The sequence below is a fragment of the Acinetobacter sp. YH12137 genome (genome assembly GCF_013418535.1).
In the GTDB taxonomy this organism is placed as follows: Bacteria; Pseudomonadota; Gammaproteobacteria; order Pseudomonadales; family Moraxellaceae; genus Acinetobacter.
Genome location: NZ_VPBW01000041.1, coordinates 1 through 22,011, shown reverse-complemented (window position 1 = coordinate 22,011; position 22,011 = coordinate 1). Strand labels below are relative to the sequence as shown.

At 42.1% G+C, this 22,011-nt stretch carries 23 protein-coding genes, 3 pseudogenes and 1 other annotated feature; of the genes and pseudogenes, 17 read left to right on the top strand and 9 right to left on the bottom strand.

The annotated features are described in order from the left end of the window. Window positions 1–239: 239 nt before the first annotated feature. Entirely contained in the window at window positions 240–629 is a 390-nt protein-coding gene (locus FTU72_RS14240; RefSeq protein ID WP_121594982.1) for a tautomerase family protein, read from the bottom strand. A 263-nt stretch (window positions 630–892) separates the two neighbouring features. Between FTU72_RS14240 and FTU72_RS14235 the strand changes: the two genes are divergently transcribed. From FTU72_RS14235 to FTU72_RS14185, 11 genes and pseudogenes are all read left to right on the top strand, one after another. Beyond that, window positions 893–1,264, top strand: coding sequence for a hypothetical protein (locus tag FTU72_RS14235; protein ID WP_004726814.1), 372 nt, complete (start codon window positions 893–895; stop codon window positions 1,262–1,264). Window positions 1,265–1,365: 101 nt separating this feature from the next. After that, window positions 1,366–1,611, top strand: a complete 246-nt coding sequence (locus FTU72_RS14230) for a type II toxin-antitoxin system RelB/DinJ family antitoxin (RefSeq protein ID WP_166138376.1) — start codon at window positions 1,366–1,368, stop codon at window positions 1,609–1,611. Beyond that, window positions 1,601–1,894 carry a type II toxin-antitoxin system RelE/ParE family toxin gene (locus tag FTU72_RS14225; protein ID WP_000221358.1) on the top strand — a complete coding sequence of 98 codons (294 nt, stop codon included), beginning with the start codon at window positions 1,601–1,603 and terminating at the stop codon, window positions 1,892–1,894. The genes FTU72_RS14230 and FTU72_RS14225 overlap by 11 nt, the downstream gene beginning before the upstream one ends. 114 nt (window positions 1,895–2,008) lie before the next feature. After that, complete coding sequence (locus tag FTU72_RS14220) at window positions 2,009–2,815, top strand: hypothetical protein (protein ID WP_228278815.1); 807 nt, start codon at window positions 2,009–2,011, stop codon at window positions 2,813–2,815. Between the two features lie 154 nt (window positions 2,816–2,969). After that, window positions 2,970–3,458, top strand: coding sequence for a hypothetical protein (locus FTU72_RS14215; RefSeq protein ID WP_166138379.1), 489 nt, complete (start codon window positions 2,970–2,972; stop codon window positions 3,456–3,458). A 232-nt stretch (window positions 3,459–3,690) separates the two neighbouring features. Continuing rightward, on the top strand, window positions 3,691–4,395 hold the full coding sequence (locus FTU72_RS14210; RefSeq protein WP_001067790.1) for an IS6-like element IS1008 family transposase: 705 nt from the start codon (window positions 3,691–3,693) through the stop codon (window positions 4,393–4,395). 411 nt (window positions 4,396–4,806) lie between these two features. Further along, window positions 4,807–5,602: pseudogene (locus tag FTU72_RS14200) on the top strand (IS3 family transposase); the annotation flags it as partial. Continuing rightward, window positions 5,096–5,212: a sequence feature (AL1L pseudoknot), on the top strand. It overlaps the preceding pseudogene by 117 nt. A 34-nt stretch (window positions 5,603–5,636) precedes the next feature. Next, the gene (locus tag FTU72_RS14195) at window positions 5,637–6,614 is read left to right on the top strand and encodes a DUF3363 domain-containing protein (RefSeq protein WP_257220294.1); all 978 of its coding nucleotides are present in this window, start codon (window positions 5,637–5,639) and stop codon (window positions 6,612–6,614) included. 216 nt (window positions 6,615–6,830) lie between these two features. Then, window positions 6,831–8,045, top strand: a complete 1,215-nt coding sequence (floR, locus tag FTU72_RS14190; RefSeq protein ID WP_000214122.1) for a chloramphenicol/florfenicol efflux MFS transporter FloR — start codon at window positions 6,831–6,833, stop codon at window positions 8,043–8,045. Window positions 8,046–8,072: 27 nt separating this feature from the next. Beyond that, window positions 8,073–8,372: pseudogene (locus FTU72_RS16540) on the top strand (LysR family transcriptional regulator); the annotation flags it as partial. Between the two features lie 3 nt (window positions 8,373–8,375). Further along, window positions 8,376–9,278, top strand: a complete 903-nt coding sequence (locus FTU72_RS14185) for a LysR substrate-binding domain-containing protein (RefSeq protein WP_306669815.1) — start codon at window positions 8,376–8,378, stop codon at window positions 9,276–9,278. On the opposite strand, the gene FTU72_RS14180 is transcribed toward FTU72_RS14185, so the two are convergent. The 3 genes from FTU72_RS14180 to FTU72_RS14170 form a co-directional block, all read right to left on the bottom strand. Then, the gene (locus FTU72_RS14180) at window positions 9,268–10,524 is read right to left on the bottom strand and encodes a tyrosine-type recombinase/integrase (RefSeq protein WP_121775235.1); all 1,257 of its coding nucleotides are present in this window, start codon (window positions 10,522–10,524) and stop codon (window positions 9,268–9,270) included. The genes FTU72_RS14185 and FTU72_RS14180 overlap by 11 nt on opposite strands. A 634-nt stretch (window positions 10,525–11,158) precedes the next feature. Further along, window positions 11,159–12,249 (bottom strand): IS4-like element ISAba1 family transposase gene (locus FTU72_RS14175; RefSeq protein ID WP_085940648.1). Its coding sequence is split into 2 segments (ribosomal slippage): window positions 11,159–11,709 and window positions 11,709–12,249, totalling 1,092 coding nucleotides; the frame shifts between segments, so codons are not numbered across the junction. A 75-nt stretch (window positions 12,250–12,324) separates the two neighbouring features. Next, window positions 12,325–13,359 (bottom strand): tRNA-dihydrouridine synthase, encoded by a 1,035-nt coding sequence (locus tag FTU72_RS14170; RefSeq protein WP_169538918.1) that lies wholly within the window; start codon window positions 13,357–13,359, stop codon window positions 12,325–12,327. 114 nt (window positions 13,360–13,473) lie between these two features. Here FTU72_RS14170 and FTU72_RS14165 point away from each other — a divergent pair, with 114 nt between their 5' ends. Beyond that, entirely contained in the window at window positions 13,474–14,175 is a 702-nt protein-coding gene (locus tag FTU72_RS14165; protein WP_004282341.1) for an IS1 family transposase, read from the top strand. A gap of 71 nt (window positions 14,176–14,246) precedes the next feature. Here FTU72_RS14165 and FTU72_RS14160 read toward each other — a convergent pair whose 3' ends face one another. Together FTU72_RS14160 and FTU72_RS14155 are read right to left on the bottom strand one after the other, a co-directional pair. Next, the gene (locus tag FTU72_RS14160; protein WP_218944953.1) at window positions 14,247–14,777 is read right to left on the bottom strand and encodes an NAD(P)H-dependent oxidoreductase; all 531 of its coding nucleotides are present in this window, start codon (window positions 14,775–14,777) and stop codon (window positions 14,247–14,249) included. A 165-nt stretch (window positions 14,778–14,942) separates the two neighbouring features. Further along, window positions 14,943–15,593: a DUF234 domain-containing protein gene (locus FTU72_RS14155; RefSeq protein WP_218944954.1), complete on the bottom strand. Its 651-nt coding sequence runs from the start codon at window positions 15,591–15,593 to the stop codon at window positions 14,943–14,945. 155 nt (window positions 15,594–15,748) lie between these two features. Between FTU72_RS14155 and FTU72_RS14150 the strand changes: the two are divergent. Further along, window positions 15,749–16,045: pseudogene (locus tag FTU72_RS14150) on the top strand (FAD-dependent oxidoreductase); the annotation flags it as partial. Window positions 16,046–16,062: 17 nt separating this feature from the next. Beyond that, window positions 16,063–16,923, top strand: coding sequence for a macrolide hydrolase EstT (estT, locus tag FTU72_RS14145; RefSeq protein WP_077782102.1), 861 nt, complete (start codon window positions 16,063–16,065; stop codon window positions 16,921–16,923). A 498-nt stretch (window positions 16,924–17,421) separates the two neighbouring features. On the opposite strand, the gene FTU72_RS14140 is transcribed toward estT, so the two are convergent. Together FTU72_RS14140 and FTU72_RS14135 are read right to left on the bottom strand one after the other, a co-directional pair. Beyond that, on the bottom strand, window positions 17,422–17,592 hold the full coding sequence (locus FTU72_RS14140; protein ID WP_218944955.1) for a nitroreductase family protein: 171 nt from the start codon (window positions 17,590–17,592) through the stop codon (window positions 17,422–17,424). 49 nt (window positions 17,593–17,641) lie between these two features. Then, window positions 17,642–18,732, bottom strand: a protein-coding gene (locus FTU72_RS14135) for an IS4-like element ISAba1 family transposase (protein ID WP_085940648.1) whose coding sequence is annotated in 2 segments (ribosomal slippage) — window positions 17,642–18,192 and window positions 18,192–18,732 — 1,092 coding nt in all. Because the reading frame shifts where the segments join, the coding sequence is not laid out codon by codon here. Between the two features lie 89 nt (window positions 18,733–18,821). Between FTU72_RS14135 and sul2 the strand changes: the two genes are divergently transcribed. From sul2 to FTU72_RS14120, 3 genes are all read left to right on the top strand, one after another. After that, window positions 18,822–19,637, top strand: coding sequence for a sulfonamide-resistant dihydropteroate synthase Sul2 (sul2, locus tag FTU72_RS14130; RefSeq protein WP_001043260.1), 816 nt, complete (start codon window positions 18,822–18,824; stop codon window positions 19,635–19,637). A gap of 86 nt (window positions 19,638–19,723) precedes the next feature. After that, window positions 19,724–20,011 (top strand): phosphoglucosamine mutase, encoded by a 288-nt coding sequence (locus FTU72_RS14125; RefSeq protein WP_159516853.1) that lies wholly within the window; start codon window positions 19,724–19,726, stop codon window positions 20,009–20,011. Between the two features lie 21 nt (window positions 20,012–20,032). Continuing rightward, window positions 20,033–20,485 (top strand): ATP-binding protein, encoded by a 453-nt coding sequence (locus FTU72_RS14120; RefSeq protein WP_161981143.1) that lies wholly within the window; start codon window positions 20,033–20,035, stop codon window positions 20,483–20,485. A gap of 73 nt (window positions 20,486–20,558) precedes the next feature. On the opposite strand, the gene mph is transcribed toward FTU72_RS14120, so the two are convergent. After that, window positions 20,559–21,446, bottom strand: a complete 888-nt coding sequence (gene mph / locus FTU72_RS14115; protein WP_071830579.1) for an Mph(E)/Mph(G) family macrolide 2'-phosphotransferase — start codon at window positions 21,444–21,446, stop codon at window positions 20,559–20,561. Window positions 21,447–22,011 lie beyond the last annotated feature (565 nt).

Below are 22,011 nucleotides of genomic sequence, written 5' to 3'. Positions count from 1 at the left end.
CCGAGTCGTAAAGCTCAGAAAGCTGTTATTGAACAAAGAAAGTTAAATCCTGTGCTTGACTCTTGTGGTTAAAAACAGGACATTTTAAATGGTTTATCACATAGACATTTTAATTGGTGAATAACAAAAAAAACCTGGGCACCAACCCAGGTCTAAAATTTAAAAAACAGATAAATATCAGTGCAATAAACTCATTTTTCTAATTTCGCATAACGTGTATTATGTTAATTTCAGTAAATTTAAATACTTACCTTATAATTTAACTGTAGTTCATCCGCATTTTCCCCTCTAATGCCCCAGTTTTCTTTAGGAGTTTCAAATATAGTTATCTCAACATCATTTGAATCAATACCGCATAGATTGTTTATATTTTCGAATAGAGTCTTAATGAATGCTTTTTTAGTCTCTTTTGTTCGTCCATCGAACATGGAAATTTCAATAATTATATAAGATGTACTGCGGTCTGCTGGATATATAAAATTTTTGGATTCTAGTGGAATAAAACGTTGAAACCTTTTTTCTTCAGGATATTTTAATTCTTTAACTAAAGCCTGATGGATAGCTTTACTTAAATTATCACGATGTAATTCTATAGTTTCATCTAAAGCATAAATTTTTATCTGAGACATTACTTTCTCTAAATTAAAACCCTAATTTTAGCTTAATCTCCCCCTCCCATTTAAGATAATGGCTGTTATACGAAATGAAAAAGCCTAGACTCTGGTCTAGGCTTAAAATTTAAAAAATATATAAAAATCAGTGCAATAAACTTATTTTTAGAGATTCGTATAACGTGTATTATGTTAATTTTAGAATAAATTAAGAATTATCCAATTGAAATTAAAAAAAATATATATTTATAATTAAATGAACATCCAAGTTAAGAACTAAAATGATAAGAGACGATTTAAAAAAATATCCTAAAGCAATATGGATACATTTTTATAAAAACCGTATAAGTTTGATGGCAGAGAATGGCACAGTCAAAGCAACTGAAATTCCTAAATCACCTTATGATCACCCAAGAATGATTTTGGCAGATTTTGAAAGCGCTACAACAACATTAAAAGCTTTAATGAGACACCATTCTAACGGTTTATCTTTTTTCAAGTTTACAGCTCCTATTACGATTGTCCAAATAATGGAGCCGATACAAGGTAATTTAACTAAGATTGAAATACGAGCTTTTAAGGAGTTATTTCTTAATACTGGTGCAAGAGAAGTAAAGCTATATGACCTTGATGGAAACTCTATTGAAGAATAATTTTAAAAGCCCTATTTAACATAATGGCTGTTATGCGAATTCGACTTGTAATGCAATTTGCATTACACTATTCCTAGTACATTAAACACTTGGAAAATATGATGGCTACTGTTAACTTCAGGGTCGATGGAGCCCTTAAAGAAAAATCTTATTCAATTCTTAAAGAGCAAGGTATTGCACCTACGGATTTCTTCACTAGTATTCTTGAGTATGTTGCTACGACTGGGAAACTGCCCGTCAAAAAAGCTTTGCTTTCGGAAGAAGATGAAGAATTATTAGCTCTTGTCCGTAAGCGCATTAACGATCCTAAAGAGATGTTTGAGGAAGTCACATTAGATGACTTATAAGCTTTTACGTCACAAGGACTTTACAGCAGAATGGGAAAAACTCCCTGTTGCTATACGAGATCAATTTAAAAAGAAACTAGCTAAAGTCATAGAGCAGCCACATATTCCAAAGAACATGCTTAGAGGCGATCTTGCAGGTTGCTATAAAATCAAATTATTAAAAGCTGGTGTCCGACTTGTCTATCAAGTTAAAGATGATCAGGTAGTTATCCTGCTCATTACCGTCGGAAAACGAGCTGATAGCATAGTTTATGACGAAGCGAAAAAGCGAATTAAAGACTAAAAATGGGAGCTTATAGCTCCCATTTTTGCCTTCGTATAACGTGTATTATGTTAATTTTAGGGAAATTTAACTATTCTGATTTTGCTGAAATCATAAATTTATAAGAGATAAATAATGCTAATAAAAAGATATTGGATTATTTCCTCGTATGTCCTGTTACTTATTGGATGTACATCAAAAGATATTTCAAAAGATATTCCTAAAGAAGGGGAAATAGTGACATGGAAGCAGAATCCAAATTTGATAGTAAAAGCAAAGCTTGGTCCACGTAGAAAACATATTCCTGACCAATTTGATAATGAATTTTATCGCCCTGAACGTGAACATTATTTAGGGCAGTTTCCAATTGACTATATTCCTGAAAAATTTCCCGCTATAACTCAAGAGGAAGCAAATACTTTACCAATGCCTGACTCTAATCGACAATTAGAATTTTATTTAACTTTCAATAGGGAAAAAATAGAAGCTACGGATGGTTTTGCACCTGATCATAAAGATCAGGTACGAGTACGAATAAAAGGTTTAGGTTTAGAGATGAGGGAAAATAATACTGATACAAAAAAAGTAATTCTTAATAATATTACTCCGGAATATGTCAAGATGGATTCGAAATTTAAAAAATTCGGCTTGGAATGTTATCGGAGGATTTTTTCTGATGAATATCTATTTTGTTATGCAGATTCGAATATTCCAAATGTTTCTGGTGTCTTTCTTAAAGTTAATACAAGAGGAAGAAGACCAGAAAATGGAGAATCAATTGAAATAATAGGAAATAACTATGAATCAAATAAGTATGGGGATATATGGGTTCAATGGGAAACTAATTTAAACAATTGGGAGAAATGGCAAGATATTGATAATGCAATATGGCGCTTATTAGACACATGGAACTCAGCTCCATCATCTCAAAAAAATAACTAAATTTTACTTATTTAACATAATGGCTGTTATACGAAGCCAAAAAAGAAGCCTGGAAGACATCCCAGGCTTCAGATAATCCGTATTATGTTAATTTTAGCTAAATTTAACTATTCTAATTACTCTGAAATAAGAACATTTAATAAGAGGGGAAATAATGGGATTTATAAATGAAAGAATTAGTGGAGAGGATCGTATTGAATATGGTCTTGATGAAATAGAAAATAGTGTTCCTAGAGGAGTTTGGCATCCTGATAGAGATTGGACTATAGATAAAGAGCGAAAAATATATTTAAGACAAATATGGCAAAGTAATTCAGGACGAGAGCCTGAAAAAGATCCAAAATTTATTGATAGAACATATCATTTTTTTATTGATAATATTCTTTATCAAGTTCAAATCCATGATGATTTAGAGAAAGAAATAAAGACAAAAGAAGGCTATCTAAAGTCTATTTTAACAGTAACATCAATTAATCCAATGCAGAATAATAATGAAGAGTTAATGCAAATAATAAGAACACTATATGAAGCACTACTAATTAGACAAGGTAGTGGAATTTACTCCAATTGGATAAAAAAGTTTGATTTAACATTAATTTATCAAAAGTTGGAGATGAAAAACATGATCATCTCAAGTTATTGATATTTGTAATAAAAAATTAATCACTAAAGTAAAATGATGTCAATTACTTTCATTTTTATGAAAAAAGTATTATGGCGACCAATATTGTGAACTCCTGATTTAACATAAAACCTCTTATTCGAAATTGAAGGGAACTCTAAGTGGTATGTGCTTTTAAGGCTCGTTGTACGGCACTGTTGCAAATAGGCTGACATGATAAGCTAAATATCTTATTTATTTCGAGATACAGCAGATGAATCCCTTCCATGGTCGGCACTTTCAAGGTGAAATCATTCTTTGGGCTGTTCGTTGGTATTGTAAATATGGCATCAGCTATCGTGAACTTCAAGAAATGCTCGCTGAACGGGGTGTGAATGTTGACCACACCACAATTTATCGTTGGGTTCAGCGTTATGCTCCAGAAATGGAAAAACGCTTACGCTGGTATTGGCGTAATCCTACAGATTTACATTCATGGCATATGGATGAGACTTATATCAAAGTGAAGGGGCGATGGACTTACCTGTATCGTGCAGTTGATCAACGTGGTCATACGATTGACTTTTACCTTTCCGCTAGACGGAACAGTAAATCAGCCTATTGTTTTTTAGGAAAAATCTTCAATACGGTGAAAAAATGGCAAATTCCACGGGTCATCAATACAGATAAAGCAGCGACCTATGGCCATGCTTTATCACGGTTAAAGCGAGAAGGAAAATGTCCAGTAGATATTGAGCACAGGCAGATTAAGTATAAAAATAATGTCATTGAATGTGATCATGGTAAGTTAAAGCGGATCATCAGGGCCACATTAGGATTCAAATCTATGAAGACGGCTTATGCCACAATTAAAGGTATTGAAGTCATGCGTGCACTACGTAAAGGACAAGCATCGTCATTTTATTATGGTCAGCCTCAGGGTGAAGTGTGTCTAATCAACAGGGTTTTCGGTCTCTAAGCACTTTTAAAAAGGAACTTCATCGACTCAAATCTCTATTTGCAACAGTGCCATTGCAAAAGCCAAAGCGAAGGGCTTATATAAGGGAAGAAAGCGGAAGGTTGACTATGTTGAAATACGAAAAGCAATGGCTGAAGAAAATTCAACATTTAGAGGTGTTGCAGAAAAGTTTAAAGTAGGGATAGCAACAGTACAAAGAGCTTTAAAAGAAGAAACTAATAATCAATAAGGTTGATTAATGAAGACGCTTAGATATTCAAATTTAGAAAAGATCATGACCATTTATACTGAAATTTCTACTTATATTACATTTCATAATGCGACTGGTTTAACAGATATAAATAAATCAATGGAAGATTTTTGAACCGTACCGGGTTTGTCGGAGACCAAGCTTTCTGAGAGAATGTCCCGATGAAAAAAGTAAAATATACCCCTGAAATCAGAGAAAGAGCGGTTCAATTATTGATTGAATCCGAGAAAGATTATCCATCGAATTGGGCTGCGATCACCGCTATTGCTCCCTGAGCAGTATACTGCGCAAGGGTTGTACTCCTGAAACACTACGTGTTTGGTATCAAAAATATTTAGATAAACAAAATCCAGTTAAAGTACAGCAGCTTTCAGACCAAGAACGTATCAAACAACTCGAACGCGAAAATAAAGAACTGCAACGCGCCAATGAAATTCTACGTAAAGCAGCCGCTTTTTTCGCCCAGGCGGAGCTCGACCGCCCACACAAATAATGGTGGATTTTATCCATAATAATAAAGAGCTGTACGGAGTCGAGGCGATTTGTAGAATTTTACCGATCGCACCTTCAACCTATTACCGGACTCTAGATCTCTGTGAAAATCCAGAACATCGAGCAAAGCGAGATTTACATGACTTGCATCATGCTGAGGAGATTAAACGAATTTGGAAGGAAAGTTCAGGTCGGTATGGTGTACGTAAAGTCTGGCAAAAACTGAAACGTGAAGGCTATATTATTGCGCGCTGTACTGTTGCTCGATTAATGCAAAAGCTAGGTATAAAAGGTGTTTGGCGTGGTAAGAACAAACAAACCACCCGTAGCCGAGATGATCAAAAACGAGCGGATGACTTGGTAAAACGTAATTTTACTGCTGATCATCCTGACCAACTGTGGGTGAGTGACTTTACGTATATTCAAACAAATTCAGGCTGGGTTTATACTGCATTTATTGCAGAAGGCGCTCGGCCCGCAGGGCGGCGAACGCGATCCCATGAGCTTCCAAATCCATGACGGAGCGCCCGAGACGCCCATCGTCGGCCGCGTCGTGGACAAGCACCTGTCCGACGAACTGGGGGAGAACCTGACCGTTGTGGTGGACGGCATCGACGGCCGCACGCACCACATCGCCGGCATCGCGCTCGAGCGGCTCGAGGACGCCCGCATCGGCAGCGTCGTCCAGCTCGGCCCCGCCGAGGCGGCAGCCCGGCCGTCCGACCGCACCATTACCGCCATTGCAAAGGACGGCATCTATCGGCCGAGCCGCCATCTGGAGCAGGCCAAGTTCGAGGGCCGCGTTCCAGGCGGCGACTATGAGGGCTATGTCGATGCCCATGTGCGCCGGCTGGAGGCGCTACGCCGGGCCGGTATCGTCGAGCGGATCGACGCCGACCAATGGCGCATCCCCGATGATCTGGTCAGCCGTGCCGCCGCCCATGACGCCGGCCGAGACAGTCAGGCCAGCGTTCGCGTCCTTTCCCCGGTCGATCTGAACAAACAGATCGGATCGGACGGCGCGACCTGGCTGGACCGGCGGCTGATCCACGGCGAGACGGCCGACCTTGCGCCAACCGGCTTCGGGCAACAAGTCCGCGAAGCCATGGACCAGCGCCGCGAGCACCATATCGAACAGGGCGACGCCACCCGCAGCCGGGACAGCCGCGTCTTCTACCGGCGCAACCTTCTCGCCATCCTGCGGGAGCGCGAGGTAGCCGGCGTCGGATCGGATATGGCTTTGAGTAAGGGCCTGCCGTTCCGCGCCGCCACGGACGGCGAGAGCGTCAGCGGCAAGTTTACCGGAACCGTGCATCTATCGAGCGGCAAGTTCGCCGTGGTCGAGAAATCCCATGAGTTCACCCTTGTCCCGTGGCGGCCGATCATCGACCGCCAACTCGGCCGCGAGGTTATGGGCATCGTGCAGGGCGGGTCGGTGTCGTGGCAGTTAGGGCGGCAGAGGGGGCTGGAACGCTGAGTGCGCCCATGCCGCATTGCGAAGCAAAAGATAATCGGATAAAATGTAGCAATTCATATTCGTAAGCGTGGAGTAATCAGATGGGAAATTCCAAGTCAGCAGACAAGTAAGCCGCAACAACCAGTATTGTTGTTGCGGCGCTCTGTAAGGCTAGTCTCATCTGATTGCTGACGAGCAGACGTCGCCCGGTATTCCTTAATCGAGGGTTGATTCGTCATGACCACCACACGCCCCGCGTGGGCCTATACGCTGCCGGCAGCACTGCTGCTGATGGCTCCTTTCGACATCCTCGCTTCACTGGCGATGGATATTTATCTCCCTGTCGTTCCAGCGATGCCCGGCATCCTGAACACGACGCCCGCTATGATCCAACTCACGTTGAGCCTCTATATGGTGATGCTCGGCGTGGGCCAGGTGATTTTTGGTCCGCTCTCAGACAGAATCGGGCGACGGCCAATTCTACTTGCGGGCGCAACGGCTTTCGTCATTGCGTCTCTGGGAGCAGCTTGGTCTTCAACTGCACCGGCCTTTGTCGCTTTCCGTCTACTTCAAGCAGTGGGCGCGTCGGCCATGCTGGTGGCGACGTTCGCGACGGTTCGCGACGTTTATGCCAACCGTCCTGAGGGTGTCGTCATCTACGGCCTTTTCAGTTCGATGCTGGCGTTCGTGCCTGCGCTCGGCCCTATCGCCGGAGTATTGATCGGCGAGTTCTTGGGATGGCAGGCGATATTCATTACTTTGGCTATACTGGCGATGCTCGCACTCCTAAATGCGGGTTTCAGGTGGCACGAAACCCGCCCTCTGGATCAAGTCAAGACGCGCCGATCTGTCTTGCCGATCTTCGCGAGTCCGGCTTTTTGGGTTTACACTGTCGGCTTTAGCGCCGGTATGGGCACCTACTTCGTCTTCTTCTCGACGGCTCCCCGTGTGCTCATAGGCCAAGCGGAATATTCCGAGATCGGATTCAGCTTTGCCTTCGCCACTGTCGCGCTTGTAATGATCGTGACAACCCGTTTCGCGAAGTCCTTTGTCGCCAGATGGGGCATCGCAGGATGCGTGGCGCGTGGGATGGCGTTGCTTGTTTGCGGAGCGGTCCTGTTGGGGATCGGCGAACTTTACGGCTCGCCGTCATTCCTCACCTTCATCCTACCGATGTGGGTTGTCGCGGTCGGTATTGTCTTCACGGTGTCCGTTACCGCGAACGGCGCTTTGGCAGAGTTCGACGACATCGCGGGATCAGCGGTCGCGTTCTACTTCTGCGTTCAAAGCCTGATAGTCAGCATTGTCGGGACATTGGCGGTGGCACTTTTAAACGGTGACACAGCGTGGCCCGTGATCTGTTACGCCACGGCGATGGCGGTACTGGTTTCGTTGGGGCTGGTGCTCCTTCGGCTCCGTGGGGCTGCCACCGAGAAGTCGCCAGTCGTCTAACCGACGACTGGTAGCAGGCCCGCTCCGATGCGGCGCACTAACCATCGAAACCTCGTGAATGTCGGTATCCTGTCTGGCAGGATACCGCTCATTTCCCTTGTTCAGTTCATCGCCGTCGCCGAGCATCTGAATTTTCGGCATGCGGCCAAGGCACTTGGTATCAGCCAGTCGAGCGTCAGCGCGCGTGTGAAAGCGCTGGAGGATAACCTTGGTGTCCTGCTATTTGAGCGCCATGCGCGGGGCGTTCGGCTAACAGACGCAGGCAGGCACTTCATGGAGCGTGTCACGGCGGGTGTCGATCAACTCGATCACGCAGTGAAGACCGCAGGCATGACAGCTCAAGGAGAATACGGCCGGCTTCGCATCGGCATCCATGCCTTAATCCCACGCAGCTTTCTCACGGAGCTGATCCGTCATTATCGGGAAGAACATACGGGCATTGAGGTTGAGATCACCGAAGGCACAGCCCGCGATGCGGTGATGCAGCTTCGTGCTGACCAGCTCGACGTGGTGTTCGTCGCGGGCAAGCCCGAGATGCCCGACTGCCATACCCGACCGATCTGGACCGAACCGCTGGTGGCCGTGCTATCGGATGGGCATCGCCTCGCCGGGCAGTCCGCAATCACTTGGTCCGATCTGGTCGGCGAGACTTTCATTGTTCGCTATGGTGGCACCGGCCCGCAGGTCCATGACCATATCGTGCTGCGCCTTGCCGGGCGTTGGCCCGCACCGTCGATCCGGCGCTTTGATGTGGGGCGCGACACGCTGCTATCTATGGTCGGACAAGGCTTCGGCATCACTATCGTCGGCGAGGCAACGTCATTGTTGCCGACGACCGGCATCGTCTTCCTGCCCTTCCTCGATGAACCGGAGCCGGTTGCCTTTACAGCCGTCTGGTCGCCGTTCAATCGCAACTCCGCACTGAAAAATCTACTCAACCTCGCAGGCAAAATGAAGCGTGACGGCGATTCGCCATCCGCGCTGTCGAAACGGACCATTCGCAGACACCAGCTCCGGGAACTCGTTCCACTTGCCGACACTACCATCTACGATATGGAGCAACGGGGTGATTTTCCCCAACGGTTCTATCTGACGGCCCGATGCGTGGTTTGGGACTTGGCCGAAGTGGAGGCTTGGCTTGAGGAACGTCGCCAAGCCTCCAGAAAGAATGCCGTCAAACGCGCGCCGTCTCCTGACGTGAAGCTCAGGAAATTCCGGCCGGTCAAACGCTAGGCTCAGGGACCAGAAGGTCCATTGACGGCGGATAGAGCGTCGGAACGTATTTCTGGCCCGCTACCCAAGCGTCCACGAGGTTTGCCCATTCCTGCATCATATGGCGACGCTGGTGCTCGTATTCAGCCTTGTTGTAGATGCCACGGGACGAGCGCCCATCCTCATGCGCCAAGCACTTTTCGATCCAGTCACTATTGAAGCCCAGCTCGTTCAGGAGCGTGGAGCCTGTCCGGCGCAGATCGTGAACCGTGAAAGGTTCGAGCGGCAAGCCCTCCTTCTTCGCCCGCACGACGACAGCGGTGGTGATGCGGTTGAAGGTCGCCCGCGACATGGGTGCATCCGCGTCGTAGCGCGATGGCAGCAGATATTTTGAGTTGCCGGCGCAGGTCTTGAGCGCAATGAGAATGTCGATTGCTTGCTCCGAAAGATAGACGTTGTGCGCTTTGGATCGCTTCATCCGCTCCTTGGGAATCGACCAGACGGCGTTCTCGAAATCGACCTCATCCCAAGTCGCATCCTGTAGCTCGCTCTTTCGGACCATGGTGAGCAGGAACAGCTTCATTCCGAGACGGATCGTCGGCAGCGTCGGCACATGCTCAAGCTGGCCGAGCATGACCCGGATTTCAGCAGGCGAGAGCGAGCGGTCTTTGGGAACAAAGGTCGCGATAGAGGCAGGCCCAACCTCATCGGCCGGGTTCGGCACCTTTTCCCCGTGCAGGATCGCGAAGGCATAAACGAGCTTCACAATGTCGCGGACGTGGACGGCTGTTGCCGGGGCTCCCCGTGCCTTCACCTTGGCGCACATGGCGCGGAGATCGTCGGGGCTGATTTCCGTCAGCAGACGATTCCGAAAGGTCGGAAGAATGTCCCGCTCATAGATCGAGCGGCGCATCGCGCGGGTGCTGTCGGCCATCTTCGCCTCCAGCAACCAGCGTTCGCCAAACTCGCCGAAGCTCTTTGCCTCTTTGATGCGGCGCTTCTCGCGTTGCTTCTCTCGGGCGGGCGACCGTCCTTCAAGTATGGCGCGCTTGGCGTCGATCAGTTTCTCGCGCGCCCGCGCCAGCGACAGGTCGGAAGCGCCGTAGCGGCCCAGCGTCAAAGTCTCCCGACGCCCGTTGAGGCGGTAGTCATACCGGAACACGACCGCCCCCGAGGGATTGACCACGACGTACATACCGTCACGGTCTACGACCTTATATAATTTATTCTTTGGCTTCAGTGCTTTGATGCCAGCGTCAGTCAGCATTTCGACCCTCCGAGATCGTTCAAAAACGCCTGAGAGCCGCCCGATATACCGTCAGGCCCAAATTGGCCTACCTGAATGGCAAATTTCCTATTATTATCAAGGGAATAAGACAGAAAAAATACCGTCATAAGCTCTCTTACCCCTGACGGTATATTCGTTTTGGCGATGCGGCAAGAGTCGCCATACCGTCAGCCATACCGTCTATTGCGAGGCTTGCCCCGCGATAGACCGCGATAGACGGCAGTATATTTAATTAATGATTTCAGTTACTTGCGTGCGGTGATCGGCGGCCGCCGGCGGCGTTCGGATAGGCCCGAATTATTCCCACTTTATTGTAAACAAGACATTTTTATCTTTTATATTCAATGGCTTATTTTCCTGCTAATTGGTAATACCATGAAAAATACCATGCTCAGAAAAGGCTTAACAATATTTTGAAAAATTGCCTACTGAGCGCTGCCGCACAGCTCCATAGGCCGCTTTCCTGGCTTTGCTTCCAGATGTATGCTCTTCTGCTCCTGCAGCTAATGGATCACCGCAAACAGGTTACTCGCCTGGGGATTCCCTTTCGACCCGAGCATCCGTATGAGACTCATGCTCGATTATTATTATTATACTCTGTACACGACAAATTTCACAGAACCCTTATCCTATCAGGATTCTGCTTTCTTAAAATTGCCAAAATTTCCTTAAACTCTTCTTTTTTCCCAAAACCAATTAAACGCTGAATCGCCATTTGAACATAGTCTAAACCATAGCGAAATAAACTCATTGAGAGTCGTCCATGCTTCTTTATTTTTATCGCTTTTTTTTGATTATGTTGCCATTCACCCGTTAAGTAACACCAACAGAAGCTTATAGCTAACACCGCAATCAATTTTTTCACTCGTCTAGGGTCTGTCAAGCGCGTATTTTCAAGATTAAACCCGCGTCCTTTGAGACAACTGAATAAGGTTTCAATTTCCCAGCGTAATGCATAATCCTGAATAGCATTGGCATTAAACTGAGGAGAAACGACGAGTAAAAGCTCTCCATTTTCTAACTGTAGTGCACTTATATATAGTTTCACCCGACCAACCAAAATCCGTCGTTTACGACATTCAATTTGACCAACTTTAAGATGGCGAAATAAATCACTAATTTTATGATTCTTTCCTAAATGATTGGTGACAATGAAGTTTTTTTAACACGAATGCAGAAGTTGATGTCTTGTTCAATTAACCATGTAAACCACTGCTCACCGATAAACTCTCTGTCTGCGAACACATTCACAATACGGTCTTTACCAAAAATGGCTATAAAGCGTTGAATCAAAGCAATACGCTCTTTCGTATCTGAATTTCCACGTTTATTAAGCAATGTCCAAAGGATAGGTATCGCTATTCCACGATAAACGATTGCGAGCATCAGGATATTAATATTTCGTTTTCCCCATTTCCAATTGGTTCTATCTAAAGTCAGTTGCACTTGGTCGAATGAAAACATATTGAAAATCAACTGAGAAATTTGACGATAATCAAAATACTGACCTGCAAAGAAGCGCTGCATACGTCGATAAAATGATTGTGGTAAACACTTGATGGGCAAGGCTTTAGATGCAGAAGAAAGATTACATGTTTGCTTTAAAATAATCACAAGCATGATGAGCGCAAAGCACTTTAAATGTGACTTGTTCCATTTTAGAGATTTGTTTAAGATAAGATATAACTCATTGAGATGTGTCATAGTATTCGTCGTTAGAAAACAATTATTGTGACATTATTTCAATGAGTTATCTATTTTTGTCGTGTACAGAGAATATTATTTTAAAAATGCTCTTGCATAAGAGCTATTAATTTTCTCTTTTTCGTTTAGTTCATTTGCAGCATAAAATACAAGATTTGGATTTTTAAGCAACTCTCTTCCATATGCAACAAAATCACAAAAACTATTTTCAAGAAGATATTCACCCTCTTTTGCTGTTGTTATTAAACCAACAGCAATAACAGGAATATCTACACTTTTTTTAATCTCTTTTGCCCAATTAGCTTGATAAAATGGTTCAATTTTTGGTATCTTATCTGGATTTTCTATATTTCCACCACTTGAAACATGAATACAATCAACTCCAACTTTTTCTAACTCTTTACATAAATAAATAGAGTCTTCTATATTCCATCCATTTTGCATCCATTCATCAGCACTAATTCTAACAATAAGGGGTAATTTTACCCTATTTTTTATCTCTTTTGCAGTTTCAATTACTAATCTACACCTATTTTCTAAACTTCCACCATAAATATCATCTCTTTTATTTGTTAAAGGTGATAAAAATTCACACAACAAATATCCATGAGCAGCGTGAAGTTCTACTGAATCATAATTTGCTTTTTCGGCTCTAATTGCAGCATTTACAAACAACTCTTTTATTTTTGTTATCTCTTCAAGACTTAACGCTTTTGGAACTTTATATGGTGATTTTTGACTAAAAGCAATTGAGCTTGGAGCTACACAAATATCATCAACAACTTCAGATTTTCTTCCTGCATGAGCTAATTGTATAGAACTTTTTGCTCCAAATAAGTGTAACTTCTCATTCATTTTTTTATGATTTTCAATTAAAGAATCATCCCAAAGTCCTAATTCAAAAGATGAAACTCTTCCTTTTGGCTCAACTGATGCTGGTTCAACAATAATTAAACCAACATCAGCCATTGCTCTTGAAGTATAGTGAAACATATGGAAATCTTTTAATTCTCCACTATTATCACTTTTATACATACACATAGGTGGCATTACAACTCTATTTTTTAGTTCCAAATCACCTATTTTACCTTTGTTTAATAATAAACTCATTATAGCTCCTTAAATTAAATATATCAAATTATATATACACTAAACTTAAAATTCTGGTGGTGTTTCAAAAAGTATGCTGAAAAAAAGCAGGTTGGATTTTGATAAAATAGAGAAATGCGAATAACTCTAGAAATCAAGTGTCCAGCCTGCCTAAGTGACAGTATAAAGAAAAATGGCACAAAAGTAGATGGTAAGCAAAATTACCAATGTAAAATATGCAGACGTCAATTTATTGGTGATCATGCTCTCAGTTATCAAGGCTGTCACTCAGGTATCAAAACCAAAATATTACACCTCATGGTGCGAGGCAGTGGTGTCAGGGATATAGCAGAAATTGAAAGAGTAAGTATCGGTAAAGTTCTACGGACACTTAGCCAATCAAAATATCAACTTCGAGCACAGCAAAGTCATTATGAAACCCTTGAAGTAGATGAGTTTTGGACTTTTGTTGGTCATAAGCAAAATAAACAATGGCTAATTTATGCCTATCATCGAGAAACAGGTGAAATTGTTGCTTATGTATGGGGTAACCGAGATTTAGCCACTGCAAAACGACTTAAATTAAAATTGAAGCAGTTAGGTGTAAGCTATACATGTATATCAAGTGACCATTGGGATAGCTTTGTTACGACCTTTAAAGAATGCAAACAGTTGATTGGTAAATTTTTCACTGTGGGTATAGAAGGCAATAATTGTCGATTACGGCATCGAATCAGGCGAGGCTTTAGGAGAAGCTGCAACTTCTCCAAAAAGCTTGAAAATCATTTCAAAGCCTTTGATTTAGTGTTCTTTTATATCAATAATGGATTCGTTTAATGCCAGCATACTTTTTGAAACACCACCAAAATTCTCTCTTAAAGTATCTTCAAATTTAGCTAACTCTTTATTTAAATCCAAATCTCCTTTAAAAATATCATGCATAGAGTAAGTTTTAAAGGTTCTAATCCAACAAATTGAAAAGTTTTATGAGTAGCAACATTTGCTTCATCTAGTGATAATCCATCAAAAAAACCATCAGGATTGTTAAACTCACTTTTTGGACAATTATATGTCAAGCTTAGCATATATTTTTTGCCTTTTAGTAATCCACCACTTCCATAAGTTTTGCTATCATCGTTTTTGCTTCTTCCGTCGTTTGCATAGTGTCTTCCTTGAGTAAAAGTCTCATCGAAATATTTTTTTGTAATCCAAGGAACACCCATCCAATAAACAGGATATTGAAACAACACATAATCAGCCCACTCAAACTTCTCACACTCCTCTTTTATATCGTAACCCTTATCTATATTTGTATATTTTATAAGAAAGTTATTTTCTTTGAAAAATTGTGTCGCTTTTTCTAAAATCTTTTCAGTTAATTCACCTTTTGCAACATTTTCATAATATTGGTGTCCATTTAAAATTAAAACTTTTTTCATTTTGTACTCCTTTTAAATTATTCAACAATTATATATAATCAAACTTAACTTTTATATCGATTAAGGCTTTATACAAAGTTTGCAAAAACCACTTGCACCAACTTGAAATTAGAGTAATTACCCTAGCAACCACTCTAGCACCAGCTATTATCTGTTTTTCTAATTTTAAATATCTTTTATCGATAAAAGCCTATACTCTATCTCATAATCTTTATACTCTTGAATTAATTTTTGAGATTTCAAAACTAAAGCCTGATAGTTTATCCGTTTTTCATTTAGTTTTACTTCACAAATTAGAAGTTTCTTATCAATATCATCGATAGCAACTATATCTATCTCATTTTGATTATTTCTCTCCCAATATGAGCCAATAGAAGTGAAAGTTTGTTTCTCTTTTAAGAGTTCCACAAAAAGTTTTTCAAGGAATTTTCCTTGAAAAGTTGAGATATCTCTATAGATAATCTCTTTTAATCTATCGAAATTTTCAGCTTCGATTAGTGATTGGTATTTAAAAATAAATCTAAACCAAAAGGATAAAAAATTATCAACTATCTCATATTTTTGTACTTTTGAGTTTGGTTTAGCATTTATTGGTTTAATTGATTTTATGATGTTATAGTCATTTTCAAGTCGTGATAAATGTCCTGAAATATTTCTTTCCAAAATTGATTCTATTTCACTTCTTGATGTTTTTGAATCAGAGATTAAAGCTAAAATAGAAAAATATGTTCCATACTCTTTTCCAAACTCTTCAATAAGTCTATTTTTTCCCTCTTCCAAAAATATTGAGTTTGGATCAATAATTGTATCTATCATAGATTTTAAATCAAAACTACTGTTTAAGATAAATAGTTCTATATATTTTGCAACTCCACCACTTAGCAAATAAAAATCAAGTAAATTTTTATTTGAATAAGAGTTGTAATCTTTTAAAATCTCCTTTAATACACTTACTTTCAAAGGTTTTAAATCTATTTCCCTTAGATAAGTCTTGGAAAAGTAAGCGTCCATTACCCATAACGATGATTGGAGATGCTGCTCATTTGATGCCTCCTTTTGCAGGACAAGGCGTAAACAGTGGGTTGATGGATGCCTTGATATTGTCGGATAATCTGACCAATGGGAAATTTAACAGCATTGAAGAGGCTATTGAAAATTATGAACAGCAAATGTTTGCTTATGGAAGAGAAGCACAGGCAGAATCAATAATAAACGAAACGGAAATGTTCAGCCTCGACTTTTCGTTCCAAAAACTAATGAATCTATAAAACAGAAAGGCGAGGAAATGAAAGAGAAAATAGTTAAAAAAAACGGAATAAGACTTTTTACCGAAAGTTTTGGATGTGAAAAAGATCCGGCAATACTCTTGATTGCGGGAGCAACGGTATCCATGTTGTATTGGGATGCTGAATTTTGCCAGAAACTATCTGAAAAGGGATTTTTTGTTATTCGCTACGACAATAGGGACGTAGGAAAATCTACTAATTACGAACCGGGTTCAACCCCCTATGATATTGTTGACTTAACCCATGATGCTATTTCAATTTTGGACGGCTATAAAATAGTCAAAGCCAATTTTGTGGGAATTTCACTGGGCGGACTGATTTCTCAAATAGCATCAATAAAATATGCCGACAGGGTAAGTTCAATAACACTAATCTCATCAGGTCCTTGGGGCGACTCAGACCCCACAATTCCTGAAATGGATACGCGTATTTTAGATTTTCACGGAAAAGCTGAAACCGTAGATTGGACAAATGAAGACAGTGTGGCAAATTATTTAATTCAAGGTGCTGAATTGATGAGCGGCAGGAAACAATTTGACAAACAAAGAAGTGAAAAACTGATTAGAGCCGAATTTAAAAGAGCTAATAACTATATAAGTATGTTCAATCATGCGGCACTGCAAGGTGGTGAAGAATACTGGAACAGATTGAGCGAAATCAATCAGCCAACCTTAATTGTACACGGAACGGACGATAAAATATGGCATTTTAAGAATTCAGCAGTTTTACTTGAAAAGATAAACGGCTCAAAACTAATAACGCTTGATGGAACCGGACACGAACTACATTTCGAAGATTGGAATAAAATTATTGATGGAATAACGCAACATACAACAAATAACAAAAGAATGAACAAATAGGGTATTATGTATTTCCAAATCAACGGTTTAGAGATTGAAGCTAATATCAATGTGTTCTTTGAATAACATCTTTTGGTGTTTTTTAATAATCATACTACGCAATTTTCTTTTATAAAAGGAAATATTGTAAACTAAATACGAAATGGTATCTTCATTAAATCATATTATCTCAGAGGTACAGCGAAAAGAAAATGCCATTTCGCTGTCTGCACCTAATATAATTGATGAAGCGCACCAAATGACGATATACCTAAAAGAGTACTTATGGTCAATAAGAGAGGATATTATAAAGCAGGGTTTTAAAAACCATTGGGAGGAAATCAACTTCTTTCGCAACATTAAGCCATACATTCTTAAATAAGACCGTCCCGTAAATTTCAGCCGAATCCGACAAAAAGGCGTGAAGATTTCCTTTAAATAGAGAGACCGAAGGTCATCCTTTTCCTAAAAAAGGGGGGGGCCATGGTTCCAAGATGTAAAATCGAGGGCTAATTCAGGCTATACTTTTGTAATTACCAAAAACTTCCATGGCTCTTGCCCAAAAGAGCTAGGAGATTTTCTCCCTGCTTCTAAAATATAGTTTAAATCTTCATCTTTTATCTTTTTTGTCTCATCAAATATTTTACAAGCATGTCTAAAATCCATTGCTTCCATAAAAGTTTTTTCCATAAATTTATCCTTATTTTTTATTAATATTATTCTCTGTACACGACAAATTTCACAGAACCCTTATCCTATCAGGATTCTGCTTTCTTAAAATTGCCAAAATTTCCTTAAACTCTTCTTTTTTCCCAAAACCAATTAAACGCTGAATCGCCATTTGAACATAGTCTAAACCATAGCGAAATAAACTCATTGAGAGTCGTCCATGCTTCTTTATTTTTATCGCTTTTTTTTGATTATGTTGCCATTCACCCGTTAAGTAACACCAACAGAAGCTTATAGCTAACACCGCAATCAATTTTTTCACTCGTCTAGGGTCTGTCAAGCGCGTATTTTCAAGATTAAACCCGCGTCCTTTGAGACAACTGAATAAGGTTTCAATTTCCCAGCGTAATGCATAATCCTGAATAGCATTGGCATTAAACTGAGGAGAAACGACGAGTAAAAGCTCTCCATTTTCTAACTGTAGTGCACTTATATATAGTTTCACCCGACCAACCAAAATCCGTCGTTTACGACATTCAATTTGACCAACTTTAAGATGGCGAAATAAATCACTAATTTTATGATTCTTTCCTAAATGATTGGTGACAATGAAGTTTTTTTAACACGAATGCAGAAGTTGATGTCTTGTTCAATTAACCATGTAAACCACTGCTCACCGATAAACTCTCTGTCTGCGAACACATTCACAATACGGTCTTTACCAAAAATGGCTATAAAGCGTTGAATCAAAGCAATACGCTCTTTCGTATCTGAATTTCCACGTTTATTAAGCAATGTCCAAAGGATAGGTATCGCTATTCCACGATAAACGATTGCGAGCATCAGGATATTAATATTTCGTTTTCCCCATTTCCAATTGGTTCTATCTAAAGTCAGTTGCACTTGGTCGAATGAAAACATATTGAAAATCAACTGAGAAATTTGACGATAATCAAAATACTGACCTGCAAAGAAGCGCTGCATACGTCGATAAAATGATTGTGGTAAACACTTGATGGGCAAGGCTTTAGATGCAGAAGAAAGATTACATGTTTGCTTTAAAATAATCACAAGCATGATGAGCGCAAAGCACTTTAAATGTGACTTGTTCCATTTTAGAGATTTGTTTAAGATAAGATATAACTCATTGAGATGTGTCATAGTATTCGTCGTTAGAAAACAATTATTGTGACATTATTTCAATGAGTTATCTATTTTTGTCGTGTACAGAGATTATTATAGAAGCCCCCATGAATAAATCGCTCATCATTTTCGGCATCGTCAACATAACCTCGGACAGTTTCTCCGATGGAGGCCGGTATCTGGCGCCAGACGCAGCCATTGCGCAGGCGCGTAAGCTGATGGCCGAGGGGGCAGATGTGATCGACCTCGGTCCGGCATCCAGCAATCCCGACGCCGCGCCTGTTTCGTCCGACACAGAAATCGCGCGTATCGCGCCGGTGCTGGACGCGCTCAAGGCAGATGGCATTCCCGTCTCGCTCGACAGTTATCAACCCGCGACGCAAGCCTATGCCTTGTCGCGTGGTGTGGCCTATCTCAATGATATTCGCGGTTTTCCAGACGCTGCGTTCTATCCGCAATTGGCGAAATCATCTGCCAAACTCGTCGTTATGCATTCGGTGCAAGACGGGCAGGCAGATCGGCGCGAGGCACCCGCTGGCGACATCATGGATCACATTGCGGCGTTCTTTGACGCGCGCATCGCGGCGCTGACGGGTGCCGGTATCAAACGCAACCGCCTTGTCCTTGATCCCGGCATGGGGTTTTTTCTGGGGGCTGCTCCCGAAACCTCGCTCTCGGTGCTGGCGCGGTTCGATGAATTGCGGCTGCGCTTCGATTTGCCGGTGCTTCTGTCTGTTTCGCGCAAATCCTTTCTGCGCGCGCTCACAGGCCGTGGTCCGGGGGATGTCGGGGCCGCGACACTCGCTGCAGAGCTTGCCGCCGCCGCAGGTGGAGCTGACTTCATCCGCACACACGAGCCGCGCCCCTTGCGCGACGGGCTGGCGGTATTGGCGGCGCTGAAAGAAACCGCAAGAATTCGTTAACTGCACATTCGGGATATTTCTCTATATTCGCGGTTCAGCAGGCATGTCCCCTTTGAGGGCGACCCGACGACAGGATAATCGACCTTATGGTGCGCAAATATTTCGGCACAGACGGTATTCGTGGCAAAGCCAACGAAGGCGCGATGACGGCGGAAACCGCCTTGCGCGTCGGCATGGCGGCTGGCCGTGTCTTTCGTCGCGGTGACCACCGCCATCGTGTCGTGATCGGCAAGGATACGCGCCTGTCGGGCTATATGCTTGAACCCGCGCTCACAGCCGGTTTCACCTCGATGGGCATGGACGTATTCCTTTTTGGCCCGCTGCCGACAACGTATAGGAAGAATAAACGCCCTTTTCACCCAAGTCCAAATTAATTTGCCGATTCCATAATCAGGGTGTATTACAATTCCATAGAGTTTTTCAATCCAGGTGGTTTAGCTGATAACTTAACGATTGATCAGCTTCTTCGTGAAGATTACTCGCCATGGGCGCGCAATAAAAGGATATCTGCCACGTTCAAAGAAGCGCATTTTATTGAAAAATATGGGTCAGGCATCAAACGAATCCAAGAAGGCTTCGCATCCTATGGTCTGCGTCCCCCTGTCTTTGAAAATTTCCAGCACGGTTTTCGAGTTATTGTCTCATCAAAGCTACTTTTCGAATCTAATGAGGGAGTAAATCTACTATTTAATCAGATAAGAACTAATCCAGGAAAGCGTGCACCATTTTTAGTAAACGAGCTATTAGTTCCTGTCAAGATAGTAGAGCGGTGGCTCAAAATCTTAAGAGATGATCATAAAATCGAGTTTCGAGGAGCTCCTAAAAGTGGAGGATACTGGCTAAAATAGAAATCAATGATACTCTTAAGTGGCACCAATCGAACTCCTATTTTAGCATTTAAAAAAGTATCCTCACATCATTTTATTGAACAATACCTAAGGCTGCTCTGGCGGCATTGATATGATTATCGTCGTTGCACTCTACCGCAAAAGCGCCATATGCTAATGGAGCTGCAGCAGCCCTCTCTATAGATTGTTCGTAGAGCCTATCCCATATCGTTCCGCCTTGTTTAGCATACTCCGTTATCAAACTCTTCAGGCTATCCTCTCCAAAAACCGATACGTGACCAGAAAAGTCCAGTGCAGGATCACCCATATGCGCAGTAGACCAATCTATGATACCAGAGGTCTTACCTTCCTTCGAGGTTAAGACATGCCCTGCATAGAGATCGCCATGGATGAAACAAGTGAATTCAGGCCACAAAGGGTCATTGTCCAACCATCTACGGTATCTGTTTTCCAACGGCTCGCTGATACCTATCTCAGATTTCACCAAGTGGATACGGTCAGCTATTTCGGTCCTCAATTCACTTGGAGTCATTATTTTCAAGTTGCTCTTTCTCACATCGTCAGCTGTAATACGATGTAATTCGGCCAATGATTTTGCCAGAGACTCCACATAAGCTATGCTATCGCGATCTATGTTCCAAGAAACCTCATGTGTTATCGCATCGAATGTCAGAGCAGGCGCATCCTCCAGTAAAGGGTAGGCTATTAGGCGCTCCGATACAATTTTCCAATCAGGGACATTGATCGACAGGTTTCTTTTGGCTAAATCCAATATTCTACTTTCATTTTCGATTTGTTCAAGCATATCGCTTCTTCGAGGTATACGGAGTACCCAGTTCTCACCGTTTACTTCCTTTACAAAGGCAACTCTAAAGTCGATGCCCATCTCATTGACGCTCATCTCTTCCGAAATTCTCAGCCCATGCTCTAGGGCTAATGTTTGCATATCTTCGATTGTCATTTCTATACTGTTTTCTTTTATTAAATTGGTACCAGTTCCCCCGACAGGACATTCTGAATGTCATATACAGGTGTAACACTTTACCCATATTCTTTTCGTATGGATAACACTTCCCATCAGGGAACAAAAATCTGATACATGAATTAATTGTGAGACAGTAGACCTACTGTCGCATTGAAGCCATCTCGGCGACTATTTGATTAGGAAAACCAAGGCTTTGCCATCATAGCCTTATCATAGAAGTATAACATAGTTGTAAAGATAGAAAATTATTTTTTATTCATCCATGATGTTATTATTTTATAATAACATCATCTAAACATGTCCTGTCGCTCTTTTGTGCTGTGATATTTCATACCTATTAACTGCTTTCGTTTGAATTATACGACGTTCTACTCACAATAGGGCAAGGGTTACTCATTCCGTAGGATGCGGTTCACGTATAGGAAGAATAAACGCCCTTTTCACCCAAGTCCAACAGCTTTGGACCGCAGTTGACTCTTTCGACACCCCTGCGATGCAACCCAATCCGGCTGACGGGGAGCCAGCAACGCTGAAAATTTAC

Excerpts from the sequence above, each read along its gene's own strand:
- FTU72_RS14240 (WP_121594982.1), bottom strand. The coding sequence starts at position 629 with ATGTCTCAGATAAAAATTTATGCTTTAGATGAAACTATAGAATTACAT.
- FTU72_RS14235 (WP_004726814.1), top strand. The coding sequence starts at position 893 with ATGATAAGAGACGATTTAAAAAAATATCCTAAAGCAATATGGATACAT.
- FTU72_RS14230 (WP_166138376.1), top strand. The coding sequence starts at position 1,366 with ATGGCTACTGTTAACTTCAGGGTCGATGGAGCCCTTAAAGAAAAATCT.
- FTU72_RS14225 (WP_000221358.1), top strand. The coding sequence starts at position 1,601 with ATGACTTATAAGCTTTTACGTCACAAGGACTTTACAGCAGAATGGGAA.
- FTU72_RS14220 (WP_228278815.1), top strand. The coding sequence starts at position 2,009 with ATGCTAATAAAAAGATATTGGATTATTTCCTCGTATGTCCTGTTACTT.
- FTU72_RS14215 (WP_166138379.1), top strand. The coding sequence starts at position 2,970 with ATGGGATTTATAAATGAAAGAATTAGTGGAGAGGATCGTATTGAATAT.
- FTU72_RS14210 (WP_001067790.1), top strand. The coding sequence starts at position 3,691 with ATGAATCCCTTCCATGGTCGGCACTTTCAAGGTGAAATCATTCTTTGG.
- FTU72_RS14195 (WP_257220294.1), top strand. The coding sequence starts at position 5,637 with ATGAGCTTCCAAATCCATGACGGAGCGCCCGAGACGCCCATCGTCGGC.
- floR (WP_000214122.1), top strand. The coding sequence starts at position 6,831 with ATGACCACCACACGCCCCGCGTGGGCCTATACGCTGCCGGCAGCACTG.
- FTU72_RS14185 (WP_306669815.1), top strand. The coding sequence starts at position 8,376 with ATGACAGCTCAAGGAGAATACGGCCGGCTTCGCATCGGCATCCATGCC.
- FTU72_RS14180 (WP_121775235.1), bottom strand. The coding sequence starts at position 10,524 with ATGCTGACTGACGCTGGCATCAAAGCACTGAAGCCAAAGAATAAATTA.
- FTU72_RS14170 (WP_169538918.1), bottom strand. The coding sequence starts at position 13,359 with ATGAGTTTATTATTAAACAAAGGTAAAATAGGTGATTTGGAACTAAAA.
- FTU72_RS14165 (WP_004282341.1), top strand. The coding sequence starts at position 13,474 with ATGCGAATAACTCTAGAAATCAAGTGTCCAGCCTGCCTAAGTGACAGT.
- FTU72_RS14160 (WP_218944953.1), bottom strand. The coding sequence starts at position 14,777 with ATGAAAAAAGTTTTAATTTTAAATGGACACCAATATTATGAAAATGTT.
- FTU72_RS14155 (WP_218944954.1), bottom strand. The coding sequence starts at position 15,593 with ATGATAGATACAATTATTGATCCAAACTCAATATTTTTGGAAGAGGGA.
- estT (WP_077782102.1), top strand. The coding sequence starts at position 16,063 with ATGAAAGAGAAAATAGTTAAAAAAAACGGAATAAGACTTTTTACCGAA.
- FTU72_RS14140 (WP_218944955.1), bottom strand. The coding sequence starts at position 17,592 with ATGGAAAAAACTTTTATGGAAGCAATGGATTTTAGACATGCTTGTAAA.
- sul2 (WP_001043260.1), top strand. The coding sequence starts at position 18,822 with ATGAATAAATCGCTCATCATTTTCGGCATCGTCAACATAACCTCGGAC.
- FTU72_RS14125 (WP_159516853.1), top strand. The coding sequence starts at position 19,724 with ATGGTGCGCAAATATTTCGGCACAGACGGTATTCGTGGCAAAGCCAAC.
- mph (WP_071830579.1), bottom strand. The coding sequence starts at position 21,446 with ATGACAATCGAAGATATGCAAACATTAGCCCTAGAGCATGGGCTGAGA.